Below are 24,785 nucleotides of genomic sequence, written 5' to 3'. Positions count from 1 at the left end.
CTAGGCGGTGGCGATCGCCGGGGCCTCGATCGGCCGCAGCTTGCGCTTTTCCGCGATCCACTCGACGGCCAGCCAGGCGGCCAGCAGGCCCAGCCCTGCCCACAGAGCGGACGACGTGACCAGCGGGGGCGCGCCCAGCAGCCCTTCCTGGCCCTTGAGCGCGCCGTACACCGAACCCATGATCGCGCTCTGCGCGACCAGCGCGCCGTACGCGACGGCGGTGACGCCGGCGGCTCCCAGCACGGCGCGCGCCACCGGCCTCCGCACAAGGAACGCGACATCCACCATGAGCCCGGCCACGATCAGGAAGAACGGCACCGCCGACGGCGGGAACCCGGTGAACGTCAGCAGCGGCCAGATCAGCGTCCTGAAGCCCACGTAGGCGCCGGCCACGAGGGTGGCGCCGCCGAACCTGCCGATCAGCAGCCGCGCCACCACCAGCACCGACAGCCCGGCGACCACCGCGTAGACCGGGTAGAGGAAATCGGGCACGGGCAGCGAGAACCCGACCGCCATCGTCCGGTCCACCGGCCGCCCCATCTGGTCGGCGGCGAACTGGAGCAGGATCGGCTCGGCGTAGATGGCCTGGTTGTCCCAGGCGCCGATCGACAGGATGCCGTACTCCTGGTGCTGCTCGGGGAAGTGCACGTTCTCCAGGAACAACGCGAAGAACGCGCCCAGCACGACCGTGCGCTCCCTGCCCGGCGGCGCTCCCATGAACCAGCCGCGGATCACGCCTGCGATCATGAAGAACGTTCCAGCGTAGAGCATGATGTGCGACGGGCTCCACGAGGTGATGTCGAGCCCGTTGACGCGGTGGTTGATCAGGTCGAGCGGGACCGCCACGAGGAAGATCCCGGTGCCCCACTGGATCAGCCTGAGCGCCGCCTTGTCCACGCCGTAGCCGGTGTAGCCGTGGATGATGGTCAGAGCGAGGGCGAGGGCCGTACCGGCGGAGTTGAGCAGGTGCGGCGGGGCGAGGTCGTCGCGCAGCCACTTGAAGTGCCACGAGACGTCCCAGGCCGAGCCGAGCAGCTTGAGGGTGAGCGCCACCAGCCAACCGAAGTAGAGCACCCTGAACAGATCTTGCGGCGTCTCGCGCCCCGCCTGGCCTCTGGTCCAGTGCGGCAAGGCCCACTCTGTGGCCTTTTTGATCGATGCTGGAGACTTCACGGGAGTGCATCTTACGGTCCTCAGGGCACAGATCCGCGACCCCCCGGTTTCCTCCACGCCCGTTCGCCCGCAATCGCACGAAGCCGGGACATGTCATTCAAGATCGCGGCCTGCGCCGGTCCGGAAGTGATGGGGGCGCGGCGGGCTCTATGAGCGGTTCGGGTTCACGTTGCCGGGACGCACGATGACGCTGCCGTTACGGAGGTCTGATGCGAATCGGGGCGCCCCCGATCAACCGGGCGTACCTGCTGCTCGGGTCAGGCGTACGGGGAGGTGTTTGAGGCCGTTCTGGAAGTTGGACGTGAGCCGTCGGGGGCTGCCCGCGAGCTCGACGTCCCAGGAGAGCAGCTCACTGAAGATCGAGCGGAACTGGGCGCGGGCCAGGTGGGCGCCGAGGCAGAAATGCGGGCCGAAGCCGAAGCTGACGTGGTCGTTCGGGGTGCGGGAGATGTCGAAGCGGTCGGGGTCGGGGAAGACGGACGGGTCGCGGTTGGCGGAGGCGTGGTAGACGACCACCTTGTCGCCGACGCGGATGCGGCGGTCGCCGAGGGTGAGGTCGCGTGTGGCCGTACGGCGGAAGTTCATGACGGGAGGCCAGAAGCGGAGCATCTCCTCGATGGCGGAGTCCAGCAGGGAGGGGTTCGCGCGCAGTCGGGCCAGCTCGGCGGGGTGCTGGAGGAGTGTGAGGAGGCCGCCGGGGATGCCGTTGCGCAGAGTCTCGGTGCCGGCGACGGCGAAGAGGAAGAACATGTTCTCGAACTCGGCCTCGGTCAGACCGCCCTTCAGCATGGCGGACATGACGGATTCGTCGTCGACGGGGGTCTCGGCGAGGGCGTGCGCGTAGGCGAACATGTCGGTCAGGGCCGCCCGGGAGCGCGGGTGCGTACCGGGCTCCAGCTTGGGCCTCGCCGCGATGGCCAGGCGGCCCATCGGGGTGAGGGACTCGACGTCGGCCGTGGACAGTTCCGCGTAGTCGACGTCCTGGTAGCCGATGACCTGCGACGCCCAGTCATACAGCAGCGGCATGTCCTGTGCCGGAACGCCCATGACGTGGGCGAGCGTCCACACGGGCAGGTCGGCGGCCATCTCCGCGAAGTCGCACTCGCCCTGCGCGAACAGCGCCGCCGCGCGCTCGGCGATCGTCCGCTCCAGTGCTCGCACCGCACGCGGTGTGAAGGCCGCCGCCACGATCTTGCGCAGCCGGGAGTGGCCGGGCGGGTCCATGTTGACCATCTGGGCCTGGGAGAAGGCCAGGTCGGCGGGGTTGTCGAAGTCGCGGATCTGGGTGGCGCCGAGGTGGGAGGAGAAGTCTTCCGGGCTGCGCAGGACCTGCTTGACGTCGGCGTGCCTGAAGACGGACCAGTAGCCCGGGCCCTCATGCCACGGGCCGATGGCCGGCTCGGGGATCCAGCAGACGGGGGTGTCCCGTCTCAGGCGGGCCAGCAGGTCGTACGGTACGGCTGCCGCGTAGGTGGCCGGCAGGAAAACCTCCACCGGCGCCTCTACCTCATGGACCGTCACCCTTGCCTCCTTGCGTGTACGCCGAGATCATGATCTTACGATCTTTACCCGCCTGGCGTCCGTGAGCAAGAGATGCGGCCCGGGGCGGGTTCGTGCCGATGACCACGGTGCAGCGGTCCACGACGTTCCAGCGGCCGGTGGCATTTTGTGATCTTCGTGGTTCCGCAGCTCAACGGCATCGAGCACCACACGGGCGATCCCGGCGTGAGCGTCGTCTCAGGGATCTCTCAGGTGCGGAAAGTAGGCTCGCCGTCATGAAGCGTGTGGCCGCACTGGTAGCGGCGCTCGCCCTGATCGGGGTGACGACGTGGCTCGTGTGGCCGTCGGATCCCGAAGTACGGGGCCAGGACCAGAAGATAACCGTCGTTGACGGACCAGCCGACGACCAACGGGTAGAGCTGGATGCGACGTTCTTCCCACCGCCAGGTGGCGGGAAGGCGCCTGCCGTCTTGATCGCCCATGGTTTCGGCGGCAGCAAGCAGAGCGTGCGGCAGCAGGCGATCCAGGTCGCCCAGGACGGTTACGCCGTGCTGACCTGGTCGGCGCGCGGCTTCGGCCGCTCGACCGGCGAGATCGCGCTCAACTCGCCCGACTACGAGGTCAAGGACGTCAAGCAGCTGATCAACTGGCTCGCCAAGCGTCCAGAGGTCCAGCTCGACGCCTCCGGCGACCCGCGCGTCGGCATCGCGGGCGGCTCGTACGGCGGCGCCATCGCGCTGATGACGGCGGCCTACGATCAGCGGGTCGACGCGATCGTGCCGCAGATCACCTGGTCCGACCTGGCCGACGCGCTCTTCCCGAACGCGGCCGCGACAACGGCCGGGCAGGGGCCCGAGACCGGCGTCTTCAAGCGCATGTGGGCGGGCATCTTCTTCGGCCAGGGCGTGTCGCTGGACAGCTTCGCGCTGCTGGGTCAGCAGCAGGAGAGCGCGCCGCCGACCGCCGAGCAGGCGCGATGCGGCAGGTTCATGCCCGCGATCTGTGACATCTACCAGCAGGTAGCCAAGGACGGAAAGGCCACACCGGAGGCCGTCGCCCTGCTGCGCAAGTCGAGCCCGATCACCGTGGCCGGTCAGATCAAGGCGCCCACGCTGCTCCTGCAGGGCCAGCGCGACTCGCTGTTCCCGCTCAGCCACGCCGACGCCAACGCCAAGGCGATCGCCGCCGCCGGCACCCCGGTCAGCCTGGGATGGTTCGACGGCGGGCACGACGGCGGCAACGGCGAGGCGGACTGGCTCTTCGAGCAGTCCTCGGCCTGGTTCGCCCGCTACCTGAAGGGTGACGGCTCGGCCCAGACGGCGCCGCCGGTCAGTGCCTTCACGGTGACGCGCGACGGCGGCCGCGACCCCGGCACCCGCCAGCGCATCCGCCTGCACCCGGAGGCCGCCTCCTACCCGGGCCTCGCTGGCACCGGCACCACGACCGTGGAGCTGAGCGGCCCCGAGCAGAACGTCGTGAACCCGCCCGGCGGCGCCCCCGCCTCGATCTCGACCGTGCCCGGCGTCGGCGCCCTGCTGGGCGGCCAGGGCACTGGCGGCGTGTCGATCGACATGCCCGGCCAGAGCGCCGCGTTCGAGTCCCCGCCGCTCACCGCCCCGCTCCAGCTCACCGGCAGCAGCACAGCCAAGGTCAAGGTGTCGGGCAAGGGCGAGGCGACGCTGTTCGCGAAGGTGTACGACGTGGCCGACAGCGTGCAGCCGCCCTCCTTGCCCGCCGGGCTGGTGGCGCCGATCCGGGTGACGATCCCGGAGGGCGCGGGCAGCGTGGAGGCCACGATCACCCTTCCGGCCGTGGACTACCAATTCGCCGTCGGCCACCGGCTCCGCCTGGTGGTGACCACGACCGACATGGGCTTCGCGACTCCGGCCGAGCCCGCCACGTACCAGGTGTCGCTGGCCTCCCCCACGCTCACCGTGCCGACAGTGCGAACGCTCGCCGCGCCCCCGACCGGGGTCGCATGGTGGGTGTGGGCGATGCCGCTGACCGCCGTGGTGATCGCCGCCGCCCTGCTGGCGACCGGCCGCACTTCGGCCGGAGGGCCGGCAGGGGCCAGGTTGCGCCGCCGGGCCGTACCCGCCTCGGAGGGGATTGCCAGGCCGGACGACTCACCTGCGATCGTCCCCGACGCCGTACCCGTGTCGGCTGTCGATGGACAGCCGCATGACGCACCCGCGCTCACGCTGAACGGTCAAGCACACGACACGCCTGTCCTCAGCCCGAACGGCCAGGCGGACAAGGCATCTGTCCTCAGCCCGAACGGCCAGGCGGACAAGGCATCTGTCCTCAGGCCGAACGGCCAGGCGCATGACGTGCCTGCTTCCATCGCGCACGGCGAGTCGGGGGAGGCGCCGGCCGCCGGCCTCGCAGGCGCTCGCGGTGCCCCGTCCGAGCAGGGCGGCGAGCCGGTGCCGTTGGAGATCAGCGGGCTGACGAAGGCGTACCGGAATGGGGAGCTGGCCGTCGACGGGCTGTCGTTCCGGGTCGAGCAGGGCCAGGTCCTTGGCTTGCTCGGGCCGAACGGCGCGGGCAAGACGACCACGATGCGGATGATGATGGGACTCATCCGGCCGGACAGCGGCGAGATCCGGATATTCGGCGACCGCGTGACGCCGGGAGCGCCTGTGCTCTCCAGGCTCGGGTCGTTCGTCGAGGGCCCCGGTTTCCTGCCGCACCTGTCCGGACGGGACAACATCGAGCTCTACTGGGCCGCCACCGGGCGCCCGGCCGCCGACGCCCATTTCGACGAGGCGCTGGAGATCGCGGACCTGGGCAAGGCACTGGAGCGTGCGGTACGCACCTACTCCCAGGGCATGCGGCAACGGCTCGCCATCGCGCAGGCCATGCTCGGGCTGCCGGACCTGCTCGTGCTCGACGAGCCCACGAACGGTCTCGACCCACCTCAGATCAGGGAGATGCGCGAGGTGCTCAAGCGCTACGCGCGGGACGGCCGTACCGTGATCGTCTCCAGTCACATGCTCGCCGAGGTGGAGCAGACCTGTAGCCACGTCGTGGTCATGCACCATGGCCGGCTGGTCTCCGCCGGGCCGGTGTCGCGGCTGCTCACCCCGGCCGCCGGCGCCAACGGGCAAGGCCCACGACTGGAAGACGTGTTCCTCGACCTCATCGGAGACAAATCATGACCGCCGCGCCGGGCTACGCGCCCCGCCGCACGCTGCCACTGCGGGTGGAGATCGTCAGGCAGTTCAAGCGGCGGCGGACGATGGTCATGTTCGGGCTGCTGCTGGCACTCCCGTGGATTCTGGTGATCGCGTTCCAGTTCGGGCCGCAATCCAACGGCGGGGGGCAGGCGTCGCTGCGCATCTCCGACCTGGCGACCGAGAGCGGCCTGAACTTCGCCGCGTTCGCCCTGTCGGTGTCGGCCAGCTTCCTGCTGGTGGTGGCGGTCGCCCTGTTCTGCGGCGACACGGTGTCCAGCGAGGCCAACTGGTCGTCGCTCCGCTACCTGCTGGCCGCGCCGATTCCCCGGGACCGGCTGCTGCGGCAGAAGCTGATCGTGGCGCTGGGCTACTCGGCGGCGGCCGTGATCTGCCTGCCGCTGATGGCGCTGCTGGCGGGCACGCTGGCGTTCGGGTGGAACGACATCCAGGTGCCCGGCACGGGCGAGACGATCCCGGCGTTCGACGTGCTGCCGCGTTTCGGCATCGTGATCGGGTACGCGCTGGTCAGCCAGCTCGTGGTGGCCGCGCTGGCGTTCCTCATCTCCACCCTCACCGACTCCCCTCTGGGGGCGGTCGGCGGCGCGGTCGGGCTCTGGATCGTCAGCAACATCCTGCAGGCGGTCGAGGCGCTGGGGGTGCTGCGCGAGTTCCTGCCCACGTTCTGGAACAACGCCTGGCTGGACGCCCTGGCACCGGAGCTGGACTGGAGCGGCATGGCCAAGGGCGCGTCGGTGTCGATCACGTATGCGGCCATCCTGATCGCGGTGGCCTTCCGCCGGTTCCGGCGCAAGGATGTGGTGAGTTAGCCGCCGATCCAGGGGGCTTTGTGCTCAGGGCGGGCGCGCGGTGACGGATCCGCCCTGAGCGGCTCCCCGCGCCCGGCCGCCGGCGAGTACGCGGCCAGGACGATGCCGAGGGCGCGTTCGTCGCCGAGTCCGCCTCGGTCGACCATCTGGTTCATCACGTACGCCACCGTCATCCGGGCGTCGAGGTCGACGAAGACCATGGAGCCGCCCCATCCGCCCCAGTAGCACGTGCGCTGACCGCCATAGATGGCGTACCCCATGCCGTAGCGCATCCGGGCGCCCAGGTAGCGATCCAGGCCGTGATACTGCTCCTTCAGGGCACGTTCGCAGCCCGCCGGTGACAGCAGCCTGACGCCGCCCAGCGCTCCGCCGCAGGCCAGCACCGACTGGATGGCGGCGACCGAGCGGGCGTTGCCGTGTCCGTTGGCGGCCGGGATCTCGGCACGCCGCCAGGCGGTGGTGTTCGCGTCCGCAGCCCGGATCTCGGGATGGAACGGCTCGTCCGGCCGGCGGTCGCCGGCAGGGGGCGAGGGCGGGATGACCGGGGCGACGCGGTGGTCGTGCTCGGCGGGCAGGCCGATGTGGAAGTCGGCGCCCAGCGGTCCGGCCACCTCCTCGGCGAAGAACGTGCCCAGGGTGCGGCCGGTGATGCGGCGGACGACCTCCCCGATCAGGTGTCCCTGGGTGACCACGTGATAGCCGCTCTCGGTGCCCGGCTCCCAGCGGGTGGGCTGGGCGGCCAGCCGGGCCGTGGACCGCTCCCAGTCGAAGAGGTCCTCGACGCTCATGGGCGCGTCGAAGGTCGGCAGGCCGGCGGTGTGGGAGAGGACGTGCCGGACCTGTACGCGCTCCTTGCCCGCGGCGGCGAACTCGGGCCAGTACGCGGCCACCGGCGCGGCCAGATCGAGCTCGCCCCGGTCGGCGAGGATCAGCGCGCACAGCGCCGTCATGGTCTTGGTGGTGGACCAGACGTTGGTGATGGTGTCGCGCTGCCATGGGACGTCGCGGTCCGGGTCGGCGTACCCGCCCCACAGGTCGACGACCGGCTCGCCGTCCACGTACACCGCGGCCGAGGCGCCCACGTCGTCGCCGTTGGCCAGGGAGGTCGCCAGCATCTCGCGTACCTCGCCGAAACGGTCGTCGCACGTGCCGTGAATCTCCGCCATGCGACGGAACGTAGCTCGGTTTGCCCGGATCGGGCCACGGATTAAATCCCACCCTGGTCAGCGGCGGATGGAGATTCGCGGGTGCGGACGTTGCCGACAGGGCCGCCGCCCACCCCCGGCAAGTCGACCGGCCGTCGCTCACTCCTGCGGATCGGGTGGGCGGCCGAGGCCGGCGTCCCTGGCCAGGACGATGGCCTCGGCCCGGGAGGCGACCTGGAGCTTGGCGAAGATGCTGGAGATGTGGTTGCTCACCGTCTTGGGCGCCAGCGCCAGCCGCGCCCCGATCGAGGCGTTGGCGTGGCCGGCGGCGATCAGGTCGAGTACGTCCCGCTCCCGCCGCGTGAGCTCGGGGAACGGCTCACCCGAGAGGCGCGGGGCAGTCAGGTGGCCGAGCACGCGGCGGGCCACGCCGGGGCCGAAGATCGCCTCGCCGGCGGCCACGGCTCGGATCGCGCGCACGATCTCGTCCTGTTCCGCGCCCTTGAGCACGTATCCGCGAGCCCCGGCGCGCATGGCCGCGAACACCGACTCGTCGTCCTCGTACATCGTCAGCATCAATACCGCCACCCCCGGCGCGGCCGCGGCCACCTCCCGGGCGGCGTCGATGCCCGACATTCCCGGCATCTGGATGTCGAGGACGAGGACGTCCGGCGCCAGCGTGACCGCCGCCCGCACCGCCTCCCGCCCGCTGGACGCGGTCCCCGCGACCTCCATGCCCGGCAGAGTGGACAGCAGGGCGGCGAGCCCGTCACGTACCACCGGGTGGTCGTCGGCGATCACGACGCGGACGCTCATGACGCCACCGCCACCGCGACCGCCAGCGGCAGCAGCGCCACGACCCGCCCGCCGCCGCCGTCCCCGGGACCCGCCTCGCAGGTGCCGCCGAGCTCCTCCGCCCGCTCACGCATGGATCGCAGGCCGACCCCCGGCCGCCAAGCGCCGTCACTCGCACCGTCGCCGCCACCCACTCCGTCGCCGCCACCCGCGCCATCGTCGCTGACCTCGACGTGGAGGCGGTCGCCGAGCGTGAGGTCGACCCGCGCGGTGGTGGCCCGGGCGTGACGGGCGACGTTGTTCAGCGCCTCGGTGACGATGCGGTACGCGGCCACCTCCACGGCGGCGGGCAGCGCGGACAGGTTGTGGGAGGCGCGGATGCTGACGTCGAGCGACAGCCGCTCGGCCTGCTGCCGCAGCGCGCCCACCAGGCCGAGGTCGTCGAGCGCGGGCGGGCGCAGGCCGTACACCAGGCGCCTGATGTCCTCGATGGCCGACGTCACCTCGGCACGGAGCCTGAGGAGCAGCTCCTTGGCGCGGGCGGGGTCGTCGGCCAGCACGTTCCCTGCCGCGTCGGCCTGGTACACCACGCCGGTGAGGGTGGGGCCGAGCCCGTCGTGCAGGTCGCGGCGCAGCCGCCGGCGCTCGTCCTCGCGGGCCACGACAATGTGCTCGCGGATGCGCTGCAGCTCCTCGGACAGGCCGGTGGCGTGTACGGCCACCGCCAGCGGCACGGCCAGCAGCTCCAGGACGCGGGCGTCGGCCGCGGATACCGCCCGCTCGCCCGGTCGCAGGCCGACGATCAGCTCGCCCACGCGGTCACCCCCGTAGACGAGGGGGACGGTGTGGAGGCGTTCGGGGGCGGTGCCGTACGAGGTGCGTTCGACGTCGGCGGAGCGCAGCGCGGCGAAGGGCAGGCGCAGGACCGTGCAGAGCGCTGCCACCGCCCCGGCCAGTCCGGGTGCGGGGTCGGCCAGGCGGCGTCCGATCCGCGACAGGGCCCGGGCCGGGTCGACGCGGTCGCCGTACAGGAGCCGGTCGACGACCCGCTGCAGCCGTACCCTGACCGGGTTGAAGCCGACGGCGATCAGCACGGTGGCGAACACCGAGTCGCCCGGCCCAGCACGGCCGAGGACGGTCACCAGGAGGGCGTAGAGGGCGATCACGCCCGAGGTCAGCAGCGCGTACAGCACCGTACGCGAGACGATCAGGCGGATGTCGAGCAGGCCGTGCCGCAGGATGGCGACGGTGATCGCGATCGGGACCAGCGGGATGGCCAGCAGCACCAGCACCGGCCCGGCCTCGAACACCCCCCACCAGACCATGACCGCCGCGAACACCAGCACCACGGCGAGCAGCAGCCACAGGAGCTGGCGCCGCTCGCGCTCGCCGCCCCGGCGGTAGCGCAGCGCCAGCCCGGCGAGGGCGGCGAGGACCAGTACGGCGCCGCGCACCTCGGTCGCCGTCCAGAGGGCGGCCAGGTCTTCGTGGGCGGGGATGGTGAGGTAGCCGACGACGCTCGAGCCGGCCGACAGGCCCGTCGGGGAGGCGCCCATCTCGAGCACGAAGAGCGGGGCGGTCAGGACCGTCACGGGGACCAGCCAGGCCCAGCGGGGGCTCGGCGGGCGGCCGTCGGGGAAGAGCAGCAGGACCAGCGGCAGGCACAGCGCGATCGACCACGGCCAGGAGTAGGCGGCGAACGTGACGAGCGTCCGCTGCATGCCCTCGGGCCAGCCGTGCACCTCGCCGATCGCCAGCAGGCCCGCGCCCGCGGCGGTGCCGGCCTGTGTGACGGCGGCGGCCAGCAGGAGCCAGCCGATGGCGTTGCGCGGGCGCTGCCAGGCGAGCAGGACGCCGGCGCAGGCGAGGGAGAGGCCGATGGCGGAGTTCGTGACGATGAAGCTCTCGGCGGCGGCCTCGAAGGTCATCCCCGCCACGACGGCGGCCGTCACGCCGGCGACCGCCTCGGTCACGGCCACCGCGAACAGGCCCCAGGCCAGCACCTTCATGCGTTCATGATGGGCGCTCGCCGAGGCCCGCGCATAGGGGCGGGCCCCCAGAGCGGCCGGGAAGATCGCCCGGTCGCGGCGGGGGCGTACGCCGTGCCGGAGCAGCCGCTCCACGACCGACCATGAGCCTGCCCGGACGGGCCCGGCGACTACTCGGCCCGCTCCGGTCCGACTGAATGGGAGACATCATGACCATCGGCTCCGCCACCATGCGGAAGGCGCGTGACACGCGTGCCTTCCGCCGTCGTGCCCTCGCCGTGCTCCTGCCGCTCGGCCCTCTGTGCGTCGCCGTCCTGCGTGTCATCCTCCCCTACAGCACCACCGACGACCCCGCGGCTCAGCTGGCCGCGGTCGCCGCCGGGCAGGGGGCGCAGGACGCGGTGCTCTGGCTCATCCCGATCGCCACGCTCGTGCTGGTCCCGGCCCTGTTCGCGATGGCGCGGATGGCGTTGCGCGGTGCGCCGGTGCTGGCGATCGCGGCCATCACCCTGGCCCTGCCCGGCTACCTGGGTATGGCGGCGCTCGGCGCCTCGGACGCCGCCGCCCTGGCCGCCGTCACGGCCGGGCTGAGCCCTTCGGACGGCGCCGCGCTGCTGGAGGCGCTGGCGGCACAGCCCGCCCTCGCGGCCTCCGTGGGAATCTTCGTCCTGGGCCACGTCCTGGGCACCGTCCTGCTGGGCGCGGCCCTGTGGCGGGCACATGTGATCCCTGCCTGGGCCGGCCTGGCGCTGGTCGCCTCGCAGCCGCTGCACCTGGCCTTCGTGATCAGCGACGCTCCCAAGGTCTTGGACGGGGCCGCCTGGGGACTGACGGCGCTCGGATTCGCCGCCGCCGCGCTCACCTTGGCCAGGATGAGCGACGACGAGTACGAACCACAGGGATGACGACGCCGGTCGCCCAGGCACCGGCAGCGGCGGATGACGTTCGCTGAGGCCGAGCGGCGGCGGTGGTCAGAGGGGGCGTTCGAAGGTGACCAGATCGGCGCCTGGGCCGTTGTAATCGGGGACGGGGCCGGCGACCGTGAAGCCCATGCGGCGGTGGAAGGCGATGGACGCCTCGTTGACCGGCGAGGTGATGGCCTTGACCACGTGCCGGTCGTGGTCGCGGGCCAGCGCGAAGAAGCGCTCGTACAGCGCGCGGGCGACCCCGCCGCCCCGGGCGCCGGGTGAGACGCCGACGAAGTGGATGTACGCCTCGTCCGCCGCCGACGGCGACAGGAAACCGATCAGGAAGCCCGCCATCCCGTCAGGGCCATCGGCGACCAGGCTCGTCCGGTGGAAATGGTCCAGGTAGAGCCGGGGCAGGGAGCCCAGGATGGGGCGGCCCCACCACTCGTCGACCACAGCCGCTATCGCGTCGTAGTCGGCGGGCGCGGCGGGGCGCAGCGCGTGTCCGTTCATCGGGAGAGCCGGGACTCAGCCCCAGTGCGGGGGCTTGTTGTCCAGGTAGAACTCGTCCGCGTCCTCGTCCGGCAGGTCGTCGCCCCAGCCGAGGTCCTTGTCGTCCGCCGTCTGCTCAGGGTAGAAATCTTCCACGGTCAACATGCTACCCAGGTCTACAAACCAACACCGAGCACGTCCGCGGGTCCAAGGACAGGCAGGATTCACGGCGGTACGATGCGAGGGCAGGTGTCGCCTATCCCCCGTGAGGCTGCTCATGGCCACCCCGACAGGCTGGCGGCGAGAAGGCAATCTACCGGCGGAGCTCACCAGCTTCATCGGCCGGACGCGTCTCCTTGCCAACCTCAAACGGCACCTCGCCGAATCTCGGCTGGTCACCGTCACGGGCATCGGGGGTGTGGGGAAGTCTCGCACCGTGCTGCGGCTGGCGCACCAGGTGCGCTCCCATTATCCCGACGGCGTCTGGTTCGCCGACCTGGCCCGGCTGCAGGACGCGGGCATGGTCAAGCACACCATCGCCTCCGCGCTGCACATCGCCGACCAGTCCTCGCGGGCGGAGTCGGAGTCGCTGTCGGAGTGGGTCGGCGAGCGCGACATGCTGCTCATCATCGACACGTGCGAGCACGTCGTGCAGGGGTGCGCGGAGCTGGTGCACGAGCTGCTGGAGGCCGCGCCCAATCTCAAGGTGCTGGCCACCAGCCGGCAGTCGCTGCACCTGCCGTACGAGCACGTGGTCCCCGTGCCGCCGCTGCAGGTGCCCGGCGACGATCCTGCGGAGAACCTCTTCACCAACGAGTCCGTGCAGTTGTTCGCCGCCCGGGCCGGGGCCAGCGTGCCCGACTTCCAGCTCGACGAGGGCAACATCGGCGCGGTCGCCGAGCTGTGCCGGCGGCTCGACGGCATCCCGCTGGCGATCGAGCTGGCGGCGGTGCGGCTGCGGGCGCTGTCGGTGGAGCAGATCCTGGGCCTGCTGGCCGACCGGTTCAGCCTGCTGGCCGGCGCCAGCCGGACGGCGCTGCCGCGGCATCAGACGCTGCGCGCGGCCATCGGCTGGAGCCACGAGCTGTGCGAGCCGGCCGAGCGGCTGCTCTGGGCGCGGCTGTCGGTGTTCGCGGGCGACTTCGAGCTCGACGCGGCCCGTTTCGTGTGCGCCGACGGGCGGCTGCCGTCGGAGGACCTCACCGACCTGGTCACCGGCCTGGTCGAGAAGTCGATCCTGCTGATCAGGAGCAACCACGCCGGGGTCAGGTACAAACTGATCGACACCCTGGCGGAATACGGCGACGAGTGGCTCGACAAGCTCGGCCAGAAGCAGCAGATGCGGCAGCGTCATCTGGACTACTACCTGAGCCTGGCCCAGCGCAGCGAGGACGCCTGGTCGGGGCCGCGGCAGATCTACTGGTTCGTCCGCATGCGCCAGGAGCACGACAACGTGCGGGTGGCGCTGGAGCATGCGCTCAAGACGCCCGGCAAGGAAGTCCTGGCGCTGACCCTGCTGTCGTCGCTGTGGTTCATGTGGGTGTGCTGCGGGTTCGTCCGCGAGGGCCGCCTCTACCTGGAGCGCGCGCTGGAGGCCAACCCCAGGCCCAGCAAGGAACGGTGCAAGGCGCTGTGGGTGCTCTCCTACGTGCGCAGCGCCCAGGGCGACAGCGCGGGAGCCCAGGAGGCGGCCGAGACGTGCAGCACCGAGGCCGTCCAGGTCGGCGACTCCAGGGCGGTGATCCTCGCCTCCAAGATGCAGGGCACGGCCGCGCTGCTCCAGGGCGACCTGCAGAAGGCCAGCGCGCTGCTGGGCGTGGCGATCGAGTTCAACACCGACAACAAGGAGCTCAACCCGGGCCTGCTGCCCGCCATCGTCGAGCTGTCGCTGGTGCTGTCCTCGCAGGGCGAGCTGTACGAGGCGGAGTCGCTGCTGCAGGACTGCCTGCAGGTGTGCAGGGAGCGCGGCGAGTTGTGGGTCAGCTCGTACGCGCTGTGGGCGCTGTCGCTCACCAGGCTCGCGACGAACCGGGCCGAGGAGGCGCTGCAGAGCGCGAGGGAGGGGCTGCGGATCAAGCGGCACTTCCACGACACGCTCGGCACCCTGCTGGTGCTGGAGACGACAGCACGGATCTTCGCCGCTCGGGACGATCTGACGCCTGCCGCCCAGCTGCTGGGGGCGTTGCAGCAGAACTGGAAGGCGGCCGGCCTGCCGCAGATGGGCGCGCCGTTCCTGACCGAGGACCACGACGCGTGCGTGCGGGACTGCGTGCGCCGGATGGGCGAGCTGGCCTACAAGAACGCCTTCGAGGAGGGCGCCAGGCTCGACCTCGACGAGGCGTCCGCGCTCGCGCTCGGCGAGCTGGACGCCCCGGGCGAGAGCTGACCTCAGACAGCTTGAGGCCAGCGGGTGTCGTCGGGCCACGCGCCCACGTAACGAGCGCTGGCAAGCGAGAATTCGATGTGCCCGCGGACCCAGTGTTCGAGACCGCGTACGTATTTGCGGACCGGCAGGGTGGCCCAGCGGTCGAGTGCCGCGCGCCGGTCGATGAACGCGGCGATCGCGTCGTTGTGCATCTGGGAGACCTCGAGCAGGGCCTCCTGGAGCGAGAGGGACTTGTGCGTGGCCAGCACGGTGACGAGGTTGTGCCGGGCCTTGTCGTTACGGCACTCCTTGGCGTAGGAGAGCAGGTCGTTGTCCCACCCGATGAGGTCGCACGCCAGGTCGGAGAGCATGCGGACGTCAGGGTGATGCCACTCCTCCGCCTCGAGCCGGTAGCCGCCGCCGGCGTCGATGAGGGCGAAGCAGGTGTACGTGGCCCCGGTGATGCGGCGCATCAGCACGTAGTCCGCGGGGGTGGGGATCAGGTCGACCTCGCGGTTGGCGGCCTCCCAGATCTGGGCGAACAGGTACTCCTTCACCGTGATCCGCCACCGGTCCACCTGCGCGGGTGTGGCGGCCTCGGAGATGCGGTGGAGAAGCTCGTGGAGCGCGAGGCCGAACGGGTCGGTGTCGTCCGGGTCACCGCGGCCGTCGAGGATCTCGAGGAGCGGCGGCAGGGCGTGGGCCAGTGCGGAGGCCCGATGTCCCATCAGCTCGCCCTCGCAGAACGCGTCGTCGAACGCGAAGAGCCAGTTGTACCAGTCGTTGATCAGCCGGAGGCTGTCACGGGGCACGGTGGGGTTGGTCCGGGCCGCGAGCAGGCCGATCTTGGAGCGCCGGAAGTGTTCGATCGTCGCGGCGCCGGTGAGCATTTTTGAGGCGGCCAGCCATGTGTGGCTCTCCGGGTCGACCTCCGTGGCATGCTCATTGACCTCACTGGGGAACGGGCATGGCAGTGGAGGGATGTGGAGTGGTCGCCTACTGAAGGAGTGCGCAGAAGTAGCCACGCCATCCAGCATGACGATGGACTGTTCGAAAGGCCACACTCGACACTTCGGTGCCTTTAATGCTTATTTCGCACTATGAGTCGCTTTGCGAGAACCACTGGATAAACTGGTCATTTGCGAACATTTATGCCGTGTCCATCGCGGACGGCGTTCCGGCGCTCGGATCGGCACCCGCGTCCAGCAACGCTCTGACCACGGCAGACTCCTTCTTGAACACGGCACCGGCGAGCGGTGCCTGTCCACGATCGTTGGCGCGGTCGACATCGGCCCCGCATGTTACAAGCGTGCGGACGGTCTCAGCGTGACCGTAAATAAGCCGTCGGCATCAGCAAAGTGTCACCTTTGCCGTTGGTCAGGTTGACCGGAACCCCGGCCTCCACGTACGCCCGCAGCGTCTCGGTGTCGCCCGCCCGCGCCAGGTCGAACATCCTGGTGGCGAACTCTTCCAGCTCCGGGTCCCCGTCCATGCACCCGTTGTGCCTCGATAGGGTTCCGTCCACGGAATCGTTCCGGCCAGCCGGAGGCGCGGAATCGTTCTGACCCGCCGTAGGTTCTGTTGAAGAGTACCTAGGGAAAGGCTGTCCAACCGTGTTCGACCCGAAGGACCTCTACAAGCTCGCAGACGACGCGCCCGAGCTGCTCGATCCGGTGTTGCTGTACCACTTCGACGGTTTCGTCGACGCGGGCGGCGCCGGACGCCTCGCACTGGGCCACCTGCTGGCCGAGCTGGAGCACCGGGTCGTGGCGACATTCGACCTGGACCGGCTGCTCGACTACCGGTCGCGCCGGCCCATCATGACCTTCGACACCGACCGCTGGGTCGAGTGCGAGAGCCCGGAGCTGGCCGTTTACGTCATGAAGGACTCGACGGGGACGCAGTTCCTGGTGATGAGCGGGCCCGAGCCCGACCGGGAGTGGGAGCTGTTCACCAAGGCGGTGGCGGCGCTCATGGACCGGCTGCGGGTGAGCAAGCTGGTGACGATGCACGGCATCCCGATGGCGGTCCCGCACACCCGGCCGCTGGGCATCACGATGCACGCCAGCCGTCCCGAGCTCATCAATTCGCAGACGAGCGCGTTCGGGCGGGTCCAGGTGCCGGGGAGCGTCGCGGCGCTGATCGAGTTCCGGCTCGGGGCGCAGGGTTACGACGCGCTGGGCTACGCGGTGCACGTGCCGCACTACCTGTCCCAGGCCGAATACCCGACCGCCGCCGTGACCGCGCTGGAGGCGGTGACGCGGGGCACGGGGCTGGTGTTCCCGATGGAGCAGCTGCATGACGCGGCCCAGCGCACGACGTCGGAGATCGAGGAGCAGATCAGGGCCTCCTCCGAGCTGTCCACGGCCATCAGCGGGCTGGAGCAGCAGTACGACGCGTTCGCAGGCGGCGCCGACCGCGAGAACCTCATCGCCGAGTCAACCCCGATGCCCACGGGCGATGAGCTGGCCGCGCAGTTCGAGCGCTTCCTCGCCGAACGTGACGACCCCCAGAACCCATAAGATCATGAGTTCGTACGGCTTCGCCGGGTGACCCGCCACCCGGCGTACTTCGGCTGAGGACCTTCCAGGAACACGGCCTCTGAGCCCTTCAGTGGCTGAGCGCCGTTACGGAGCGCGTTGTGGGCCGGCCAAGTGGTTTCGCGCCGGCCAGGGATAGCCTGGGCCGATGAGTGAGATCCGGGTCGGGCTCGTCGGATACGGCGTCGCGGGGGCGGTCTTTCATGCTCCCCTGATCCGTGCCACTCCGGGGCTGTCGTTGACCGCTGTCGTGACCAGGGATCCTGGGCGACAGGCCGAGGTGGGCGCCAAGTACGGCGCTGCGGGCGTGGCCGACGTGCGGGAGCTGTGGGGGCGGTGTGATCTCGTGGTGGTCGCGTCGCCCAACCGGACGCATGTCGCCACCGCCGCGGCGGCGCTCGGTCAAGGGTTGCCTGTCGTCGTCGACAAGCCGCTCGCCCGGACCGCCGAGGAAGGGCGGGAGCTGGTGCGGCTGGCCAAGGAACGTGGGGTCATGCTGACCGTGTTCCAGAATCGGCGGTGGGATGGCGACTTCCTCACCGTGCGGCGGCTGGCCGGTGAAGGGGCGCTGGGCGAGATACGGCGGTTCGAGTCGCGGTTCGAGCGGTGGCGGCCGGCGCCCAAGGGCGGCTGGCGGGAGAGCGGCGGCGCGGAGGAGGTCGGCGGGCTGCTGTACGACCTGGGCAGCCACCTCGTCGACCAGGCCGTGCAGTTGCTGGGGCCGGTGCGGGAGGTCTACTGCGAGAGCGACGTCAGGCGTGCCGGGGTGGCCTCGGATGACGACACGTTCATCGCGCTGACGCACGACGATGGGGCGCGGTCTCATCTGTGGGTGAGCGCCGTGGCCGCCCGGCTGGGGCCGCGGTTCCGGGTGCTGGGGTCGGCGGCCGCGTACGTGAAGCACGGGATGGACGTGCAGGAGGAGCGGTTGCGGAGCGGGGTCGTGCCTGACTCGTCCGGGTTCGGGGAGGATGAGGAGGCGCGCTGGGGCGTGGTCGGCACGGAGGATGAGCATCGGGTCGTGCGCACCGAGGCGGGGGCGTACCTGGACTTCTACAAGGGGGTCGAGGCGGCGCTGCGGGACGGTACGGCGCCGCCCGTGGATCCGGAGAGCGCGATCGAGGCGCTGGCCGTCATCGAGGCGGCCCGCCTGTCGGCCACCCAGCGCATCGTCGTCCACCTGAGCTGACCACCGGGGCTGCGGGTGCGGGCCCGTCGAGGAGCCGCACCCGGGCCTCCGAAGGAAGTCAGTCGCGCAGGCGGGCGTGCAGGGCGGCCGTGTCGGCGGCCGTCCAGCCGTGCTGGGCCAGCCAGCCCATCGGGCCGCCGAAGCGGTCGTCCAGGACGCCGAGGAACTGCTCGATGTACCTCGCCCGGGGCATGTGGTCGTCCGCGGGCCTGGAGTCCAGGTCTCCGCGGTATGTGTCGCTCTCCCGCAGCCGCTTGAGGATCAGCTCCAGCCGCTCCCCCGTGGCCACGTAGTCCGCCACGATGGCCTCCCGGGTGGCGCCCGCCACCTCGAGTGCCAGCGCCACCAGCACGCCCGTGCGGTCCTTGCCGGCCGCGCAGTGCACCAGCGCCGCCCCGTCGTTCAACGCCATCGCGCGCAGGGCGGACACCACGCCGTCCGGGCGGTCGCGCAGGTAGCCGAAGTAGAAGCCGGTCACCCGCAGCTCCTCGTCCAGCCGGCGCTCGGCCCACGGCAGCACCCGGTCCACGTCGATGCTGTCGGCCTCGACGTCGGTGTGCCTGCCACCCTCGGCGAACAGCGTCAGATGGTGGTGCCGCACCTCGGGCACCTGGGTCAGCGGCCCGGGGCCCTCGAGCGAGACCTCGGCGTTGGAGCGGAGGTCCACGACATGCCGCAGCTCCCGCTCGCCGACCAGCAGGTCCACGTCCCGGGGGGTGAGCCCCTGAAGATTGTCGGCGCGGAAGATCCGACCGCGTCGGGTGACATCACCGTCACGCGTAGGGAGCCCGCCCAGGTCACGCGCGTTGACCGCGCCTTCCAGATCGATCCACCTCGTCATGTCACTCATTATCTCGACCCTATATGTCCGCCAAATATGAGCGGATTCAAGGTTTATAACGCAGCATGAACGTATGGATCCACGAGCTCTGCCTCCACGGCTGGTGATCGATCCATCGCTGCCCCCGGAGATCTCGGTAGAGCTGCGGTCGAGCCCGCACATCCTCCGTATGGCTCGATCCGGCAGGCGAATGGACACCACGTACGACCCCGCCCTCCTGTTCGTGCTCCCCGGCTTCCTGTTACTGATTTCCATCCTGACGCGCGTCCCGATCATCTTCGTGGCCAGTGTCGGCATCGGGATGATCGTCCTGCTCCGGTGGATGGCGCTGGACGGCTCATATCGCACGACCAAGCGAAGACTCCGGCTGGCGCAGACGTACGCCGACCACTACGTCCTCGCCGAAGACCTGGACTACCCCTGCCAGCAGCTGTTGCGCCGGGCCCAGAACGCGGTCGAGGTGATCCTCAACTCCAAGGTGCACCGGGCGGGCCTGATCGACACCATCGACAACCAGGTGACGCTGCCCGAGGAGGTCTGGCAGATCGCCCAGCGGCTGCGCAAGCTGTCGTCCATGCACGCCGAGCACGGCAAGCTCATCCCCCGCGAGCTGCCGCCCGGGATGGAGGACGCGTTCAGGCCGTACACGAGCGCGCTGGACGCCGCCTGGACGTCGCTGTCGCAGCGGGTACGCCACCTGGAGAAGTACGCCAAGCAGGTGATCAAGACGGACAAGGTCTACCGGACGCACCAACGACTGGAGGCGCTGGCCGCCAAGACCCCGGAGTACCAGCAGCTGATCGCCGAGACCGTTCATGACCAGCTGGCCCACCAGCACATCAAGGAGCTGGCCGACCAGGCGGCGCACGCGCGCAAGCTGTTCGAGGAGAGCATCACCCAGGCCAGGCAGGCGGCGGGGGCGCTGCTCAGGACCCCGCTCACCTGAGGGCTACGCCGAGGACTCCGCGCGTCTGAGCAGCTCCAGGGTCCTGCGCATGCCGGCCTCGTTGCCGAGGCTCCGGTAGATCTCCCTGGCCTGCTCCAGCGGCGCCACGGCCGCCAGGCGCCCGCCGGCGTCCAGGTGCGCCTCGCCCAGGTAGCGCAGGCTCATCGCCATCCACCACCGGTCCTGCAGCTCCTCGAACCCGTGGACGGCGCGGCGCAGCTGCTCCTCGGACTCCTGGATCCGGCCCAGCCGGGCCAGCGCCCGGCCCGCCGACACGGCGGTGCGAGCCACCCCCCACGAGTCCCCCAGGGCGACCAGGATCTCCTCGGCCCGCCGCACGTAGTCGAGCTCGCGCAGCCCGTTGGCCGGGTCGCCGACCTCACCGGCGGCCCGCAGGCAGCGGGCCTCCTCCCAGAGCTCCCCGCGCTGCCGGAACATCTCGGCCGCCCGGTCCAGGCTGAACCCCGCCCTGGTGAAGAGGTTGGCCGCGACCTTGTGGTCGCCCGCCCGGTGCTCGCCGCGCGCCTGCGCCGCCAGCACCTCGCCGTAGACGCGCAGCGTCTGGGCCTCGGAGTAGCGGTTGCCCTCGCGCTTGAAGATCTCCAGGGCGTCCTCGAGCAGCTCCCTGGCCTCCTCGGGCCGCCGCTCGGCCATCCGCATCTCGGCCAGGTTGCGCTGGGTGCGGGCCATCCACCACAGGTCCTCCTCGCCCGTGAACGCGGTGATGGCCCCGATGAGGAAGTCCTGCGCCCGGTCCAGGTGGCCCTCGCTGAACAGCGTCATCCCGATTGTGCGCATCGACCTGGCCGCCCACCACGACTCGCCCTGCTCGGTGAAGATCTCCAGCGCCCGCTCGGCCTCCTCCAGCGCCCGCTCGCGCAATCCGAGGCCGCCGTGGACGGACGCGCTGTCGAGCAGCGCGATGGCCAGGGCCCGCCCGTCGCCGGTCCGCGAGGCGGCCTCGCAGCCGATCTCCGCGACGGCCTTCCAGTCGGACCAGTAGGCGCGCAGCGAGTGGCACAGCGAGCAGAACGCCCGGGCCAGCCCCCACGTCAGCTCCCAGAGCTCCAGCTGCCTGGCCAGGTGGATCATGGCGAGCAGCGAGAGGCGCTCGGCGTTGAGCCAGTCGCCGGCCCGCAGCTGCCCGTCGGCGCTGGCGCGGCGCCCGCCCCGGCTCCAGTCCTGCGGCCAGCGGTTCTGGGCCGCCTCCTCGGCGCGGCGGCGGTAGCCGTAGAGCACCCGTTCGGTCGCCGCCCGGCGCCGCTCGGCCTCGTCCTGCCCGTCCAATTCCGCGGCGAACACCCTGACCAGGTCGTGCAGCCGGTAACGCATGATGCCGGTCTGGTCGGTGCCGGAGCACTCGGCGAGCTGGGCGTCGATGAGGGCCTCGAGCTGGTCGGCGCCGTCGAGCCCGGAGATGTCGAGCAGCTCGCCGGCCACCCAGCCAGGCACGTCGGGCGCGGTGAGGGAGCTGAGCAGGCGCAGCAGGCGGCGCTGCATCCCGGTGCAGTCGTCGTAGCTGAGCTGCACCGACGCGCGCACGCTCTTGTCGACCGTGGGCGCCAGCTCCAGCTGGTCGAGGCGGCGGCGCGTGTCGGCCAGCCGGCCGGCCATCTCGCGCAGCGTCCACTGCTCCCGGGTGGCGAGCCGGCCGCCGCAGATGTTGATCGCCAGCGGCAGGTAGTCGCACAGCCGGACGATCTCCTTGGCGGACTCCAGGTCCTCGACGATCCTGGCGCCGCCGGCCAGCCGGGCCAGCAGCTCCACGCCGTGCGCCTCGCTGAACACCCCCAGCCGCGTGTCGTGCGTGCCGTTGAGGAACAGCGGCGCGCGGGAGGTGACCAGCACCGCGCAGCCCGGCTCGGCCGGGATCAGCGGTTTGACCTGGTCGGCGTCGTGGGCGTTGTCCAGGCCGATGAGGATCTTGCGGCCCTTGGTCCAGGTCAGCCAAAGTTTGCGTAACTCGTCCAGGCCACCAGGGTCGGTGGTCAGGCGCACGTCCAGCGCGCGTAAGAAGCCGATGAGCACCTCGTCGGGGCGTACGGGGGCGTCGACGCCGCCGCGCAGGTCGGCGTAGAGCCGGCCGTCGGGGAACCAGTCGGCGACCTCCTGCCCGAACCTGGTCACGAGCGCCGACTTGCCGACGCCGCCGCGGCCGTACACGGAGACGACGAGCGGCGGGGTGAGGCCGGAGGCCTTCCGGCGGGCGGAGAAGACGTCGCGCAGCTCGGCGAGGGCCTCGGCGCGTCCGGTGAAATGCTCGGGGACGGGCGGCCACTGGTCGGGCGCGACGGTGCCGGCCTCGCGGAGCGCCGGGCGTTTGGGCCGCGACTCGGTGGTGGCCCAGGTGGCCAGTCCCACGAGGACGGCCGCCGTCAGGGTCACGCCGACCTTGGCGACCGGCGGGATCTCCCACTCCACGGACGCCGCCAGGACGCTCGCCGCGGCCGCCGCCAGGCCCGCGGAGACCGACGCGGCCCATGGCACCTTTCTCCGCCGCCGGCGCGGCTTGGCGGGCAGGTCCCCGGTCTTGTCCGGCAGGTTCCCCATCTTGTCGGGCAGGTCCCCTGTCAACGAACACCCCCTGTGCGGGGAGTTCCGCTCCCCGTGATGATCAAACGCCTCTTCCTCTCCTGCGGGGGACTCGGGGAGCTTTGCTCCCCGCAGCAATTAAATCGCCTCTTCCCCTCCTGCGGGGGGATCGCGGGGTCCCCGAGTGGGGGTTGATCCAAGCCGAGGGGGTACGGCCGGCGCCGGCCGTACCCCGTCGTGTCTGCTAGAGGCCGATCACGGCGCAGGTGGCGGTCATGGTCTTGGCCGGGTCGCTCTCCGAGGTGGCGGTGAGCTTGACCCTGGCCACCCGGTCGCCGCCGGCCTCGCGGACCGCGTTCACGGTCACGAGCGCCTGCTTGCCGAACGCGACTGAGGCCAGCGCGTTCGGCACCTGGGCGGTCCAGCCCTTGCCCTGGACCTCGGCCTTGAGGCGGTAGACGTCGGAGTTGAGGTAGGCGCTGACGTCCTCCGGGTGCTGGCCCTGCGCCGGGGCCGCCTTGCCGGTGTTGAACAGCGGGAACTTGCAGGAGGAGAGGTTCTTGCCGGCGGGGACGCCGACCGCGGGGAGCAGCTTGACGCCGCGCCGCTGCGGGCCTGCGCCGTCGAGCGAGCGGACGGCGACCGTGTAGGAGAGCTCGCCGTCGCGGTCGCGCTTGAGGTCGGTGACGTAGAAGTGCAGGCGGTTGGCCTCATCGACGTACTCGTACTCGCTGCCGGAGTCGGTGCCGGCGTGGAAGAGGGCATCGGAGAGCTGGCGGTAGTCGCCGATCGTGATCGGCACCTTGGTCCCGTCGGGCATCACGTAGTCGGTCATGCCGATGTCCTGCGGGTTGGCGTCGATCACCCACTCGAACGGGGGCCGGTCCTGGTTCTTGGTCTTGGCCAGGAGCACGCCGGCGTCGGGGGTGAAGGAGTCGGTGCCCATGCGGTCCACGACCTCGACGGTGTAGTTCTCGTAGCCGCCGCCGTCGCAGAGCGGGTCGGTCTGCGGGCACGAGCTCTTGTCACCGGTGTCGAAGGAGACGTTGACGCCGCCCAGCTCGTTCTGGCCCGGCTGCGCGGCCCGGGCCAGGACCTTGGCGGTGACCAGGCCGGACTCGTCCAGGGCCTCGCGGGACAGGCGCAGGACGTTCTGCTCGTCGATCATCTCCAGCTGGATCTTGTTGCGGAGCATGTGCTGGGCGCCCATGGACGCGCCGGAGGTCGGCGGTATCAGCCAGCGCGAGTGCGGGCCGCCGGGGCCGTTGAAGCTGCCGCGGCTGAGCATCTCCCAGATGCCGGTGTACGCCCTCTTCGGCGGCACGGCATACGGGTTGTTGTAGTTGTCGGCGATGCCCATGATGTGGCTCAGCTCGTGGGCGTAGACGGCCATGCCCGAGCTCTCGGCCTGGACCGAGTCGACGCCGAAGCGGGCGTTGGGCCAGAAGCTGGAGCCGGCCTGCCAGGAGGTCCACTCGACGTAACGGGTCCTGGACCAGTTGGGCAGGTTGGGGTCGGGCGGGCCCCACTCGTCGGGCACGTTCTCCTTGGCCGGGAACTTCATCATCCCGAACTCCTGCCAGGTGGACGACTCGTCCTGGCCGGCGCTCAGGTAGAAGACGAAGTCGTACTGGCCGGCCACCTCCTGGCCGACGTCGGCGAGCCAGGCGGCGTTGCCGTCGGTACGCAGGTTCCTGGTGCAGGTGTCGCCCGCCGGGCAGGCGTCCCGCTGGTACTCCATGGCGTACTCGTGGTCCTTGCCCGGCATCGTGTACGGGCCGAACCCGGTGAGCTCCACGCCGAAGCGGCCGCCGGAGTCCTCCATCCAGTACTCGTGGATGGTGTGGCCCTTGTTGAGGTCGTTCGGAGAGTTGAGGAAGTCCTGGTAGAACTTCGCGACCTGGTCGCGCGGGACGTCGTGGGCCTCGGCGCTCGGGTTGGCGAAGATCGTCGAGCCCTTGGGCTGGGTGACCACGAACGGCTGGTTGGGGTAGTCGAGCAGCACGAGCGCGCCCTTGAACGTGCGCTTCGAGCCCTTGACGGCGGGGTCGTTCCACTTGGTGCCGGGCGGCTTCTTGTAGTCCGCCCACGTCATGTTGTCGGGATTCTCCCAGTTCTGCGGGTCGATGGGCTGGATGCCGCCCGGCGGGCGGGTGCGCAGGGTCTGGGCGTCGATGGGTGCGTCGAGCTGCCAGGGCTGCGTCTGCGGCCAGTGGTCCTGCCGCCAGGGGTGCTCGGGGTCGGTAGGGGGTGCTGCGGAAGCAGGGGTCGCCAGCAGGCTCACCGGGATCAGCACGATGGCCGCCAGTAAACCCTTCAGCAGCTTCTTCGGGGCATTCACGGATTGACGGTATAGACGTTATTG

Annotated in this window: 17 protein-coding genes and 1 pseudogene; 7 read left to right on the top strand and 11 right to left on the bottom strand. The window is 70.8% G+C overall.

Annotation, left to right across the window (positions count from 1 at the left end; all coding sequences use genetic code 11):
- Together EJK15_RS21655 and EJK15_RS21650 are read right to left on the bottom strand one after the other, a co-directional pair.
- Positions 1-1,173 carry a hypothetical protein gene (locus EJK15_RS21655; RefSeq protein ID WP_240777120.1) on the bottom strand — a complete coding sequence of 391 codons (1,173 nt, stop codon included), beginning with the start codon at positions 1,171-1,173 and terminating at the stop codon, positions 1-3.
- Between the two features lie 231 nt (positions 1,174-1,404).
- Positions 1,405-2,694 (bottom strand): cytochrome P450, encoded by a 1,290-nt coding sequence (locus tag EJK15_RS21650; protein WP_206061022.1) that lies wholly within the window; start codon positions 2,692-2,694, stop codon positions 1,405-1,407.
- Positions 2,695-2,948: 254 nt separating this feature from the next.
- Here EJK15_RS21650 and EJK15_RS74665 point away from each other — a divergent pair, with 254 nt between their 5' ends.
- Positions 2,949-5,834, top strand: coding sequence for a CocE/NonD family hydrolase (locus EJK15_RS74665; RefSeq protein ID WP_240777119.1), 2,886 nt, complete (start codon positions 2,949-2,951; stop codon positions 5,832-5,834).
- A complete protein-coding gene (locus EJK15_RS21635) occupies positions 5,831-6,679 on the top strand; it encodes an ABC transporter permease (protein ID WP_138712276.1) in 849 nt (282 codons plus the stop codon). The genes EJK15_RS74665 and EJK15_RS21635 overlap by 4 nt, the downstream gene beginning before the upstream one ends.
- Here the strand turns inward: EJK15_RS21635 and EJK15_RS21630 are convergent.
- The 3 genes from EJK15_RS21630 to EJK15_RS21620 all read right to left on the bottom strand — a co-directional run bounded on the left by EJK15_RS21630 (position 6,676) and on the right by EJK15_RS21620 (position 10,742).
- On the bottom strand, positions 6,676-7,845 hold the full coding sequence (locus EJK15_RS21630; protein WP_138712275.1) for a serine hydrolase domain-containing protein: 1,170 nt from the start codon (positions 7,843-7,845) through the stop codon (positions 6,676-6,678). The two genes, EJK15_RS21635 and EJK15_RS21630, sit on opposite strands and share 4 nt — an antisense overlap.
- Positions 7,846-7,983: 138 nt before the next feature.
- Positions 7,984-8,640, bottom strand: a complete 657-nt coding sequence (locus EJK15_RS21625; RefSeq protein WP_138712274.1) for a response regulator — start codon at positions 8,638-8,640, stop codon at positions 7,984-7,986.
- The gene (locus EJK15_RS21620) at positions 8,637-10,742 is read right to left on the bottom strand and encodes a sensor histidine kinase (RefSeq protein ID WP_206061021.1); all 2,106 of its coding nucleotides are present in this window, start codon (positions 10,740-10,742) and stop codon (positions 8,637-8,639) included. The genes EJK15_RS21625 and EJK15_RS21620 overlap by 4 nt, the downstream gene beginning before the upstream one ends.
- A 74-nt stretch (positions 10,743-10,816) precedes the next feature.
- On the opposite strand from EJK15_RS21620, the gene EJK15_RS21615 reads away from it, so the two are divergent.
- Positions 10,817-11,512 (top strand): hypothetical protein, encoded by a 696-nt coding sequence (locus EJK15_RS21615; protein WP_138712273.1) that lies wholly within the window; start codon positions 10,817-10,819, stop codon positions 11,510-11,512.
- 66 nt (positions 11,513-11,578) lie between these two features.
- Here EJK15_RS21615 and EJK15_RS21610 read toward each other — a convergent pair whose 3' ends face one another.
- Positions 11,579-12,028, bottom strand: a complete 450-nt coding sequence (locus tag EJK15_RS21610; protein WP_138712272.1) for a GNAT family N-acetyltransferase — start codon at positions 12,026-12,028, stop codon at positions 11,579-11,581.
- Between the two features lie 244 nt (positions 12,029-12,272).
- Here EJK15_RS21610 and EJK15_RS21605 point away from each other — a divergent pair, with 244 nt between their 5' ends.
- Positions 12,273-14,393 carry an ATP-binding protein gene (locus EJK15_RS21605; RefSeq protein ID WP_240777118.1) on the top strand — a complete coding sequence of 707 codons (2,121 nt, stop codon included), beginning with the start codon at positions 12,273-12,275 and terminating at the stop codon, positions 14,391-14,393.
- A gap of 2 nt (positions 14,394-14,395) precedes the next feature.
- On the opposite strand, the gene EJK15_RS21600 is transcribed toward EJK15_RS21605, so the two are convergent.
- On the bottom strand, positions 14,396-15,262 hold the full coding sequence (locus tag EJK15_RS21600; protein ID WP_138712271.1) for a terpene synthase family protein: 867 nt from the start codon (positions 15,260-15,262) through the stop codon (positions 14,396-14,398).
- Positions 15,263-15,521: 259 nt separating this feature from the next.
- Positions 15,522-15,864, bottom strand: a pseudogene (locus EJK15_RS21595) (ankyrin repeat domain-containing protein).
- A 121-nt stretch (positions 15,865-15,985) separates the two neighbouring features.
- Between EJK15_RS21595 and EJK15_RS21590 the strand changes: the two are divergent.
- Both EJK15_RS21590 and EJK15_RS21585 read left to right on the top strand, forming a co-directional pair.
- A complete protein-coding gene (locus EJK15_RS21590) occupies positions 15,986-16,894 on the top strand; it encodes a proteasome assembly chaperone family protein (protein WP_138712270.1) in 909 nt (302 codons plus the stop codon).
- Positions 16,895-17,060: 166 nt separating this feature from the next.
- Positions 17,061-18,101, top strand: coding sequence for a Gfo/Idh/MocA family oxidoreductase (locus EJK15_RS21585; protein WP_138712269.1), 1,041 nt, complete (start codon positions 17,061-17,063; stop codon positions 18,099-18,101).
- Positions 18,102-18,159: 58 nt separating this feature from the next.
- Here the strand turns inward: EJK15_RS21585 and EJK15_RS21580 are convergent, their stop codons facing one another.
- Positions 18,160-18,942: a tyrosine-protein phosphatase gene (locus EJK15_RS21580; RefSeq protein ID WP_338089880.1), complete on the bottom strand. Its 783-nt coding sequence runs from the start codon at positions 18,940-18,942 to the stop codon at positions 18,160-18,162.
- Positions 18,943-19,015: 73 nt separating this feature from the next.
- Here EJK15_RS21580 and EJK15_RS21575 point away from each other — a divergent pair, with 73 nt between their 5' ends.
- Positions 19,016-19,888, top strand: coding sequence for a hypothetical protein (locus EJK15_RS21575; RefSeq protein ID WP_138712267.1), 873 nt, complete (start codon positions 19,016-19,018; stop codon positions 19,886-19,888).
- Between the two features lie 3 nt (positions 19,889-19,891).
- On the opposite strand, the gene EJK15_RS21570 is transcribed toward EJK15_RS21575, so the two are convergent.
- Together EJK15_RS21570 and EJK15_RS21565 are read right to left on the bottom strand one after the other, a co-directional pair.
- Positions 19,892-22,462, bottom strand: coding sequence for an ATP-binding protein (locus tag EJK15_RS21570; protein WP_138712266.1), 2,571 nt, complete (start codon positions 22,460-22,462; stop codon positions 19,892-19,894).
- A gap of 202 nt (positions 22,463-22,664) precedes the next feature.
- Complete coding sequence (locus EJK15_RS21565) at positions 22,665-24,761, bottom strand: M6 family metalloprotease domain-containing protein (RefSeq protein ID WP_240777117.1); 2,097 nt, start codon at positions 24,759-24,761, stop codon at positions 22,665-22,667.
- Positions 24,762-24,785: the final 24 nt, after the last annotated feature.

Source organism: Nonomuraea basaltis (assembly GCF_005893125.1).
Taxonomy (GTDB): domain Bacteria; phylum Actinomycetota; class Actinomycetes; order Streptosporangiales; family Streptosporangiaceae; genus Nonomuraea; species Nonomuraea basaltis.
Note: the sequence above shows the minus strand (reverse complement) of the source record. Positions and strands in the feature narration are given on the sequence as shown.

Excerpts from the sequence above, each read along its gene's own strand:
- EJK15_RS21610 (WP_138712272.1), bottom strand. The coding sequence starts at position 12,028 with ATGAACGGACACGCGCTGCGCCCCGCCGCGCCCGCCGACTACGACGCG.
- EJK15_RS21625 (WP_138712274.1), bottom strand. The coding sequence starts at position 8,640 with ATGAGCGTCCGCGTCGTGATCGCCGACGACCACCCGGTGGTACGTGAC.
- EJK15_RS74665 (WP_240777119.1), top strand. The coding sequence starts at position 2,949 with ATGAAGCGTGTGGCCGCACTGGTAGCGGCGCTCGCCCTGATCGGGGTG.
- EJK15_RS21575 (WP_138712267.1), top strand. The coding sequence starts at position 19,016 with ATGGATCCACGAGCTCTGCCTCCACGGCTGGTGATCGATCCATCGCTG.
- EJK15_RS21580 (WP_338089880.1), bottom strand. The coding sequence starts at position 18,942 with ATGACGAGGTGGATCGATCTGGAAGGCGCGGTCAACGCGCGTGACCTG.
- EJK15_RS21630 (WP_138712275.1), bottom strand. The coding sequence starts at position 7,845 with ATGGCGGAGATTCACGGCACGTGCGACGACCGTTTCGGCGAGGTACGC.
- EJK15_RS21600 (WP_138712271.1), bottom strand. The coding sequence starts at position 15,262 with ATGCTCACCGGCGCCGCGACGATCGAACACTTCCGGCGCTCCAAGATC.
- EJK15_RS21585 (WP_138712269.1), top strand. The coding sequence starts at position 17,061 with ATGAGTGAGATCCGGGTCGGGCTCGTCGGATACGGCGTCGCGGGGGCG.
- EJK15_RS21615 (WP_138712273.1), top strand. The coding sequence starts at position 10,817 with ATGACCATCGGCTCCGCCACCATGCGGAAGGCGCGTGACACGCGTGCC.
- EJK15_RS21635 (WP_138712276.1), top strand. The coding sequence starts at position 5,831 with ATGACCGCCGCGCCGGGCTACGCGCCCCGCCGCACGCTGCCACTGCGG.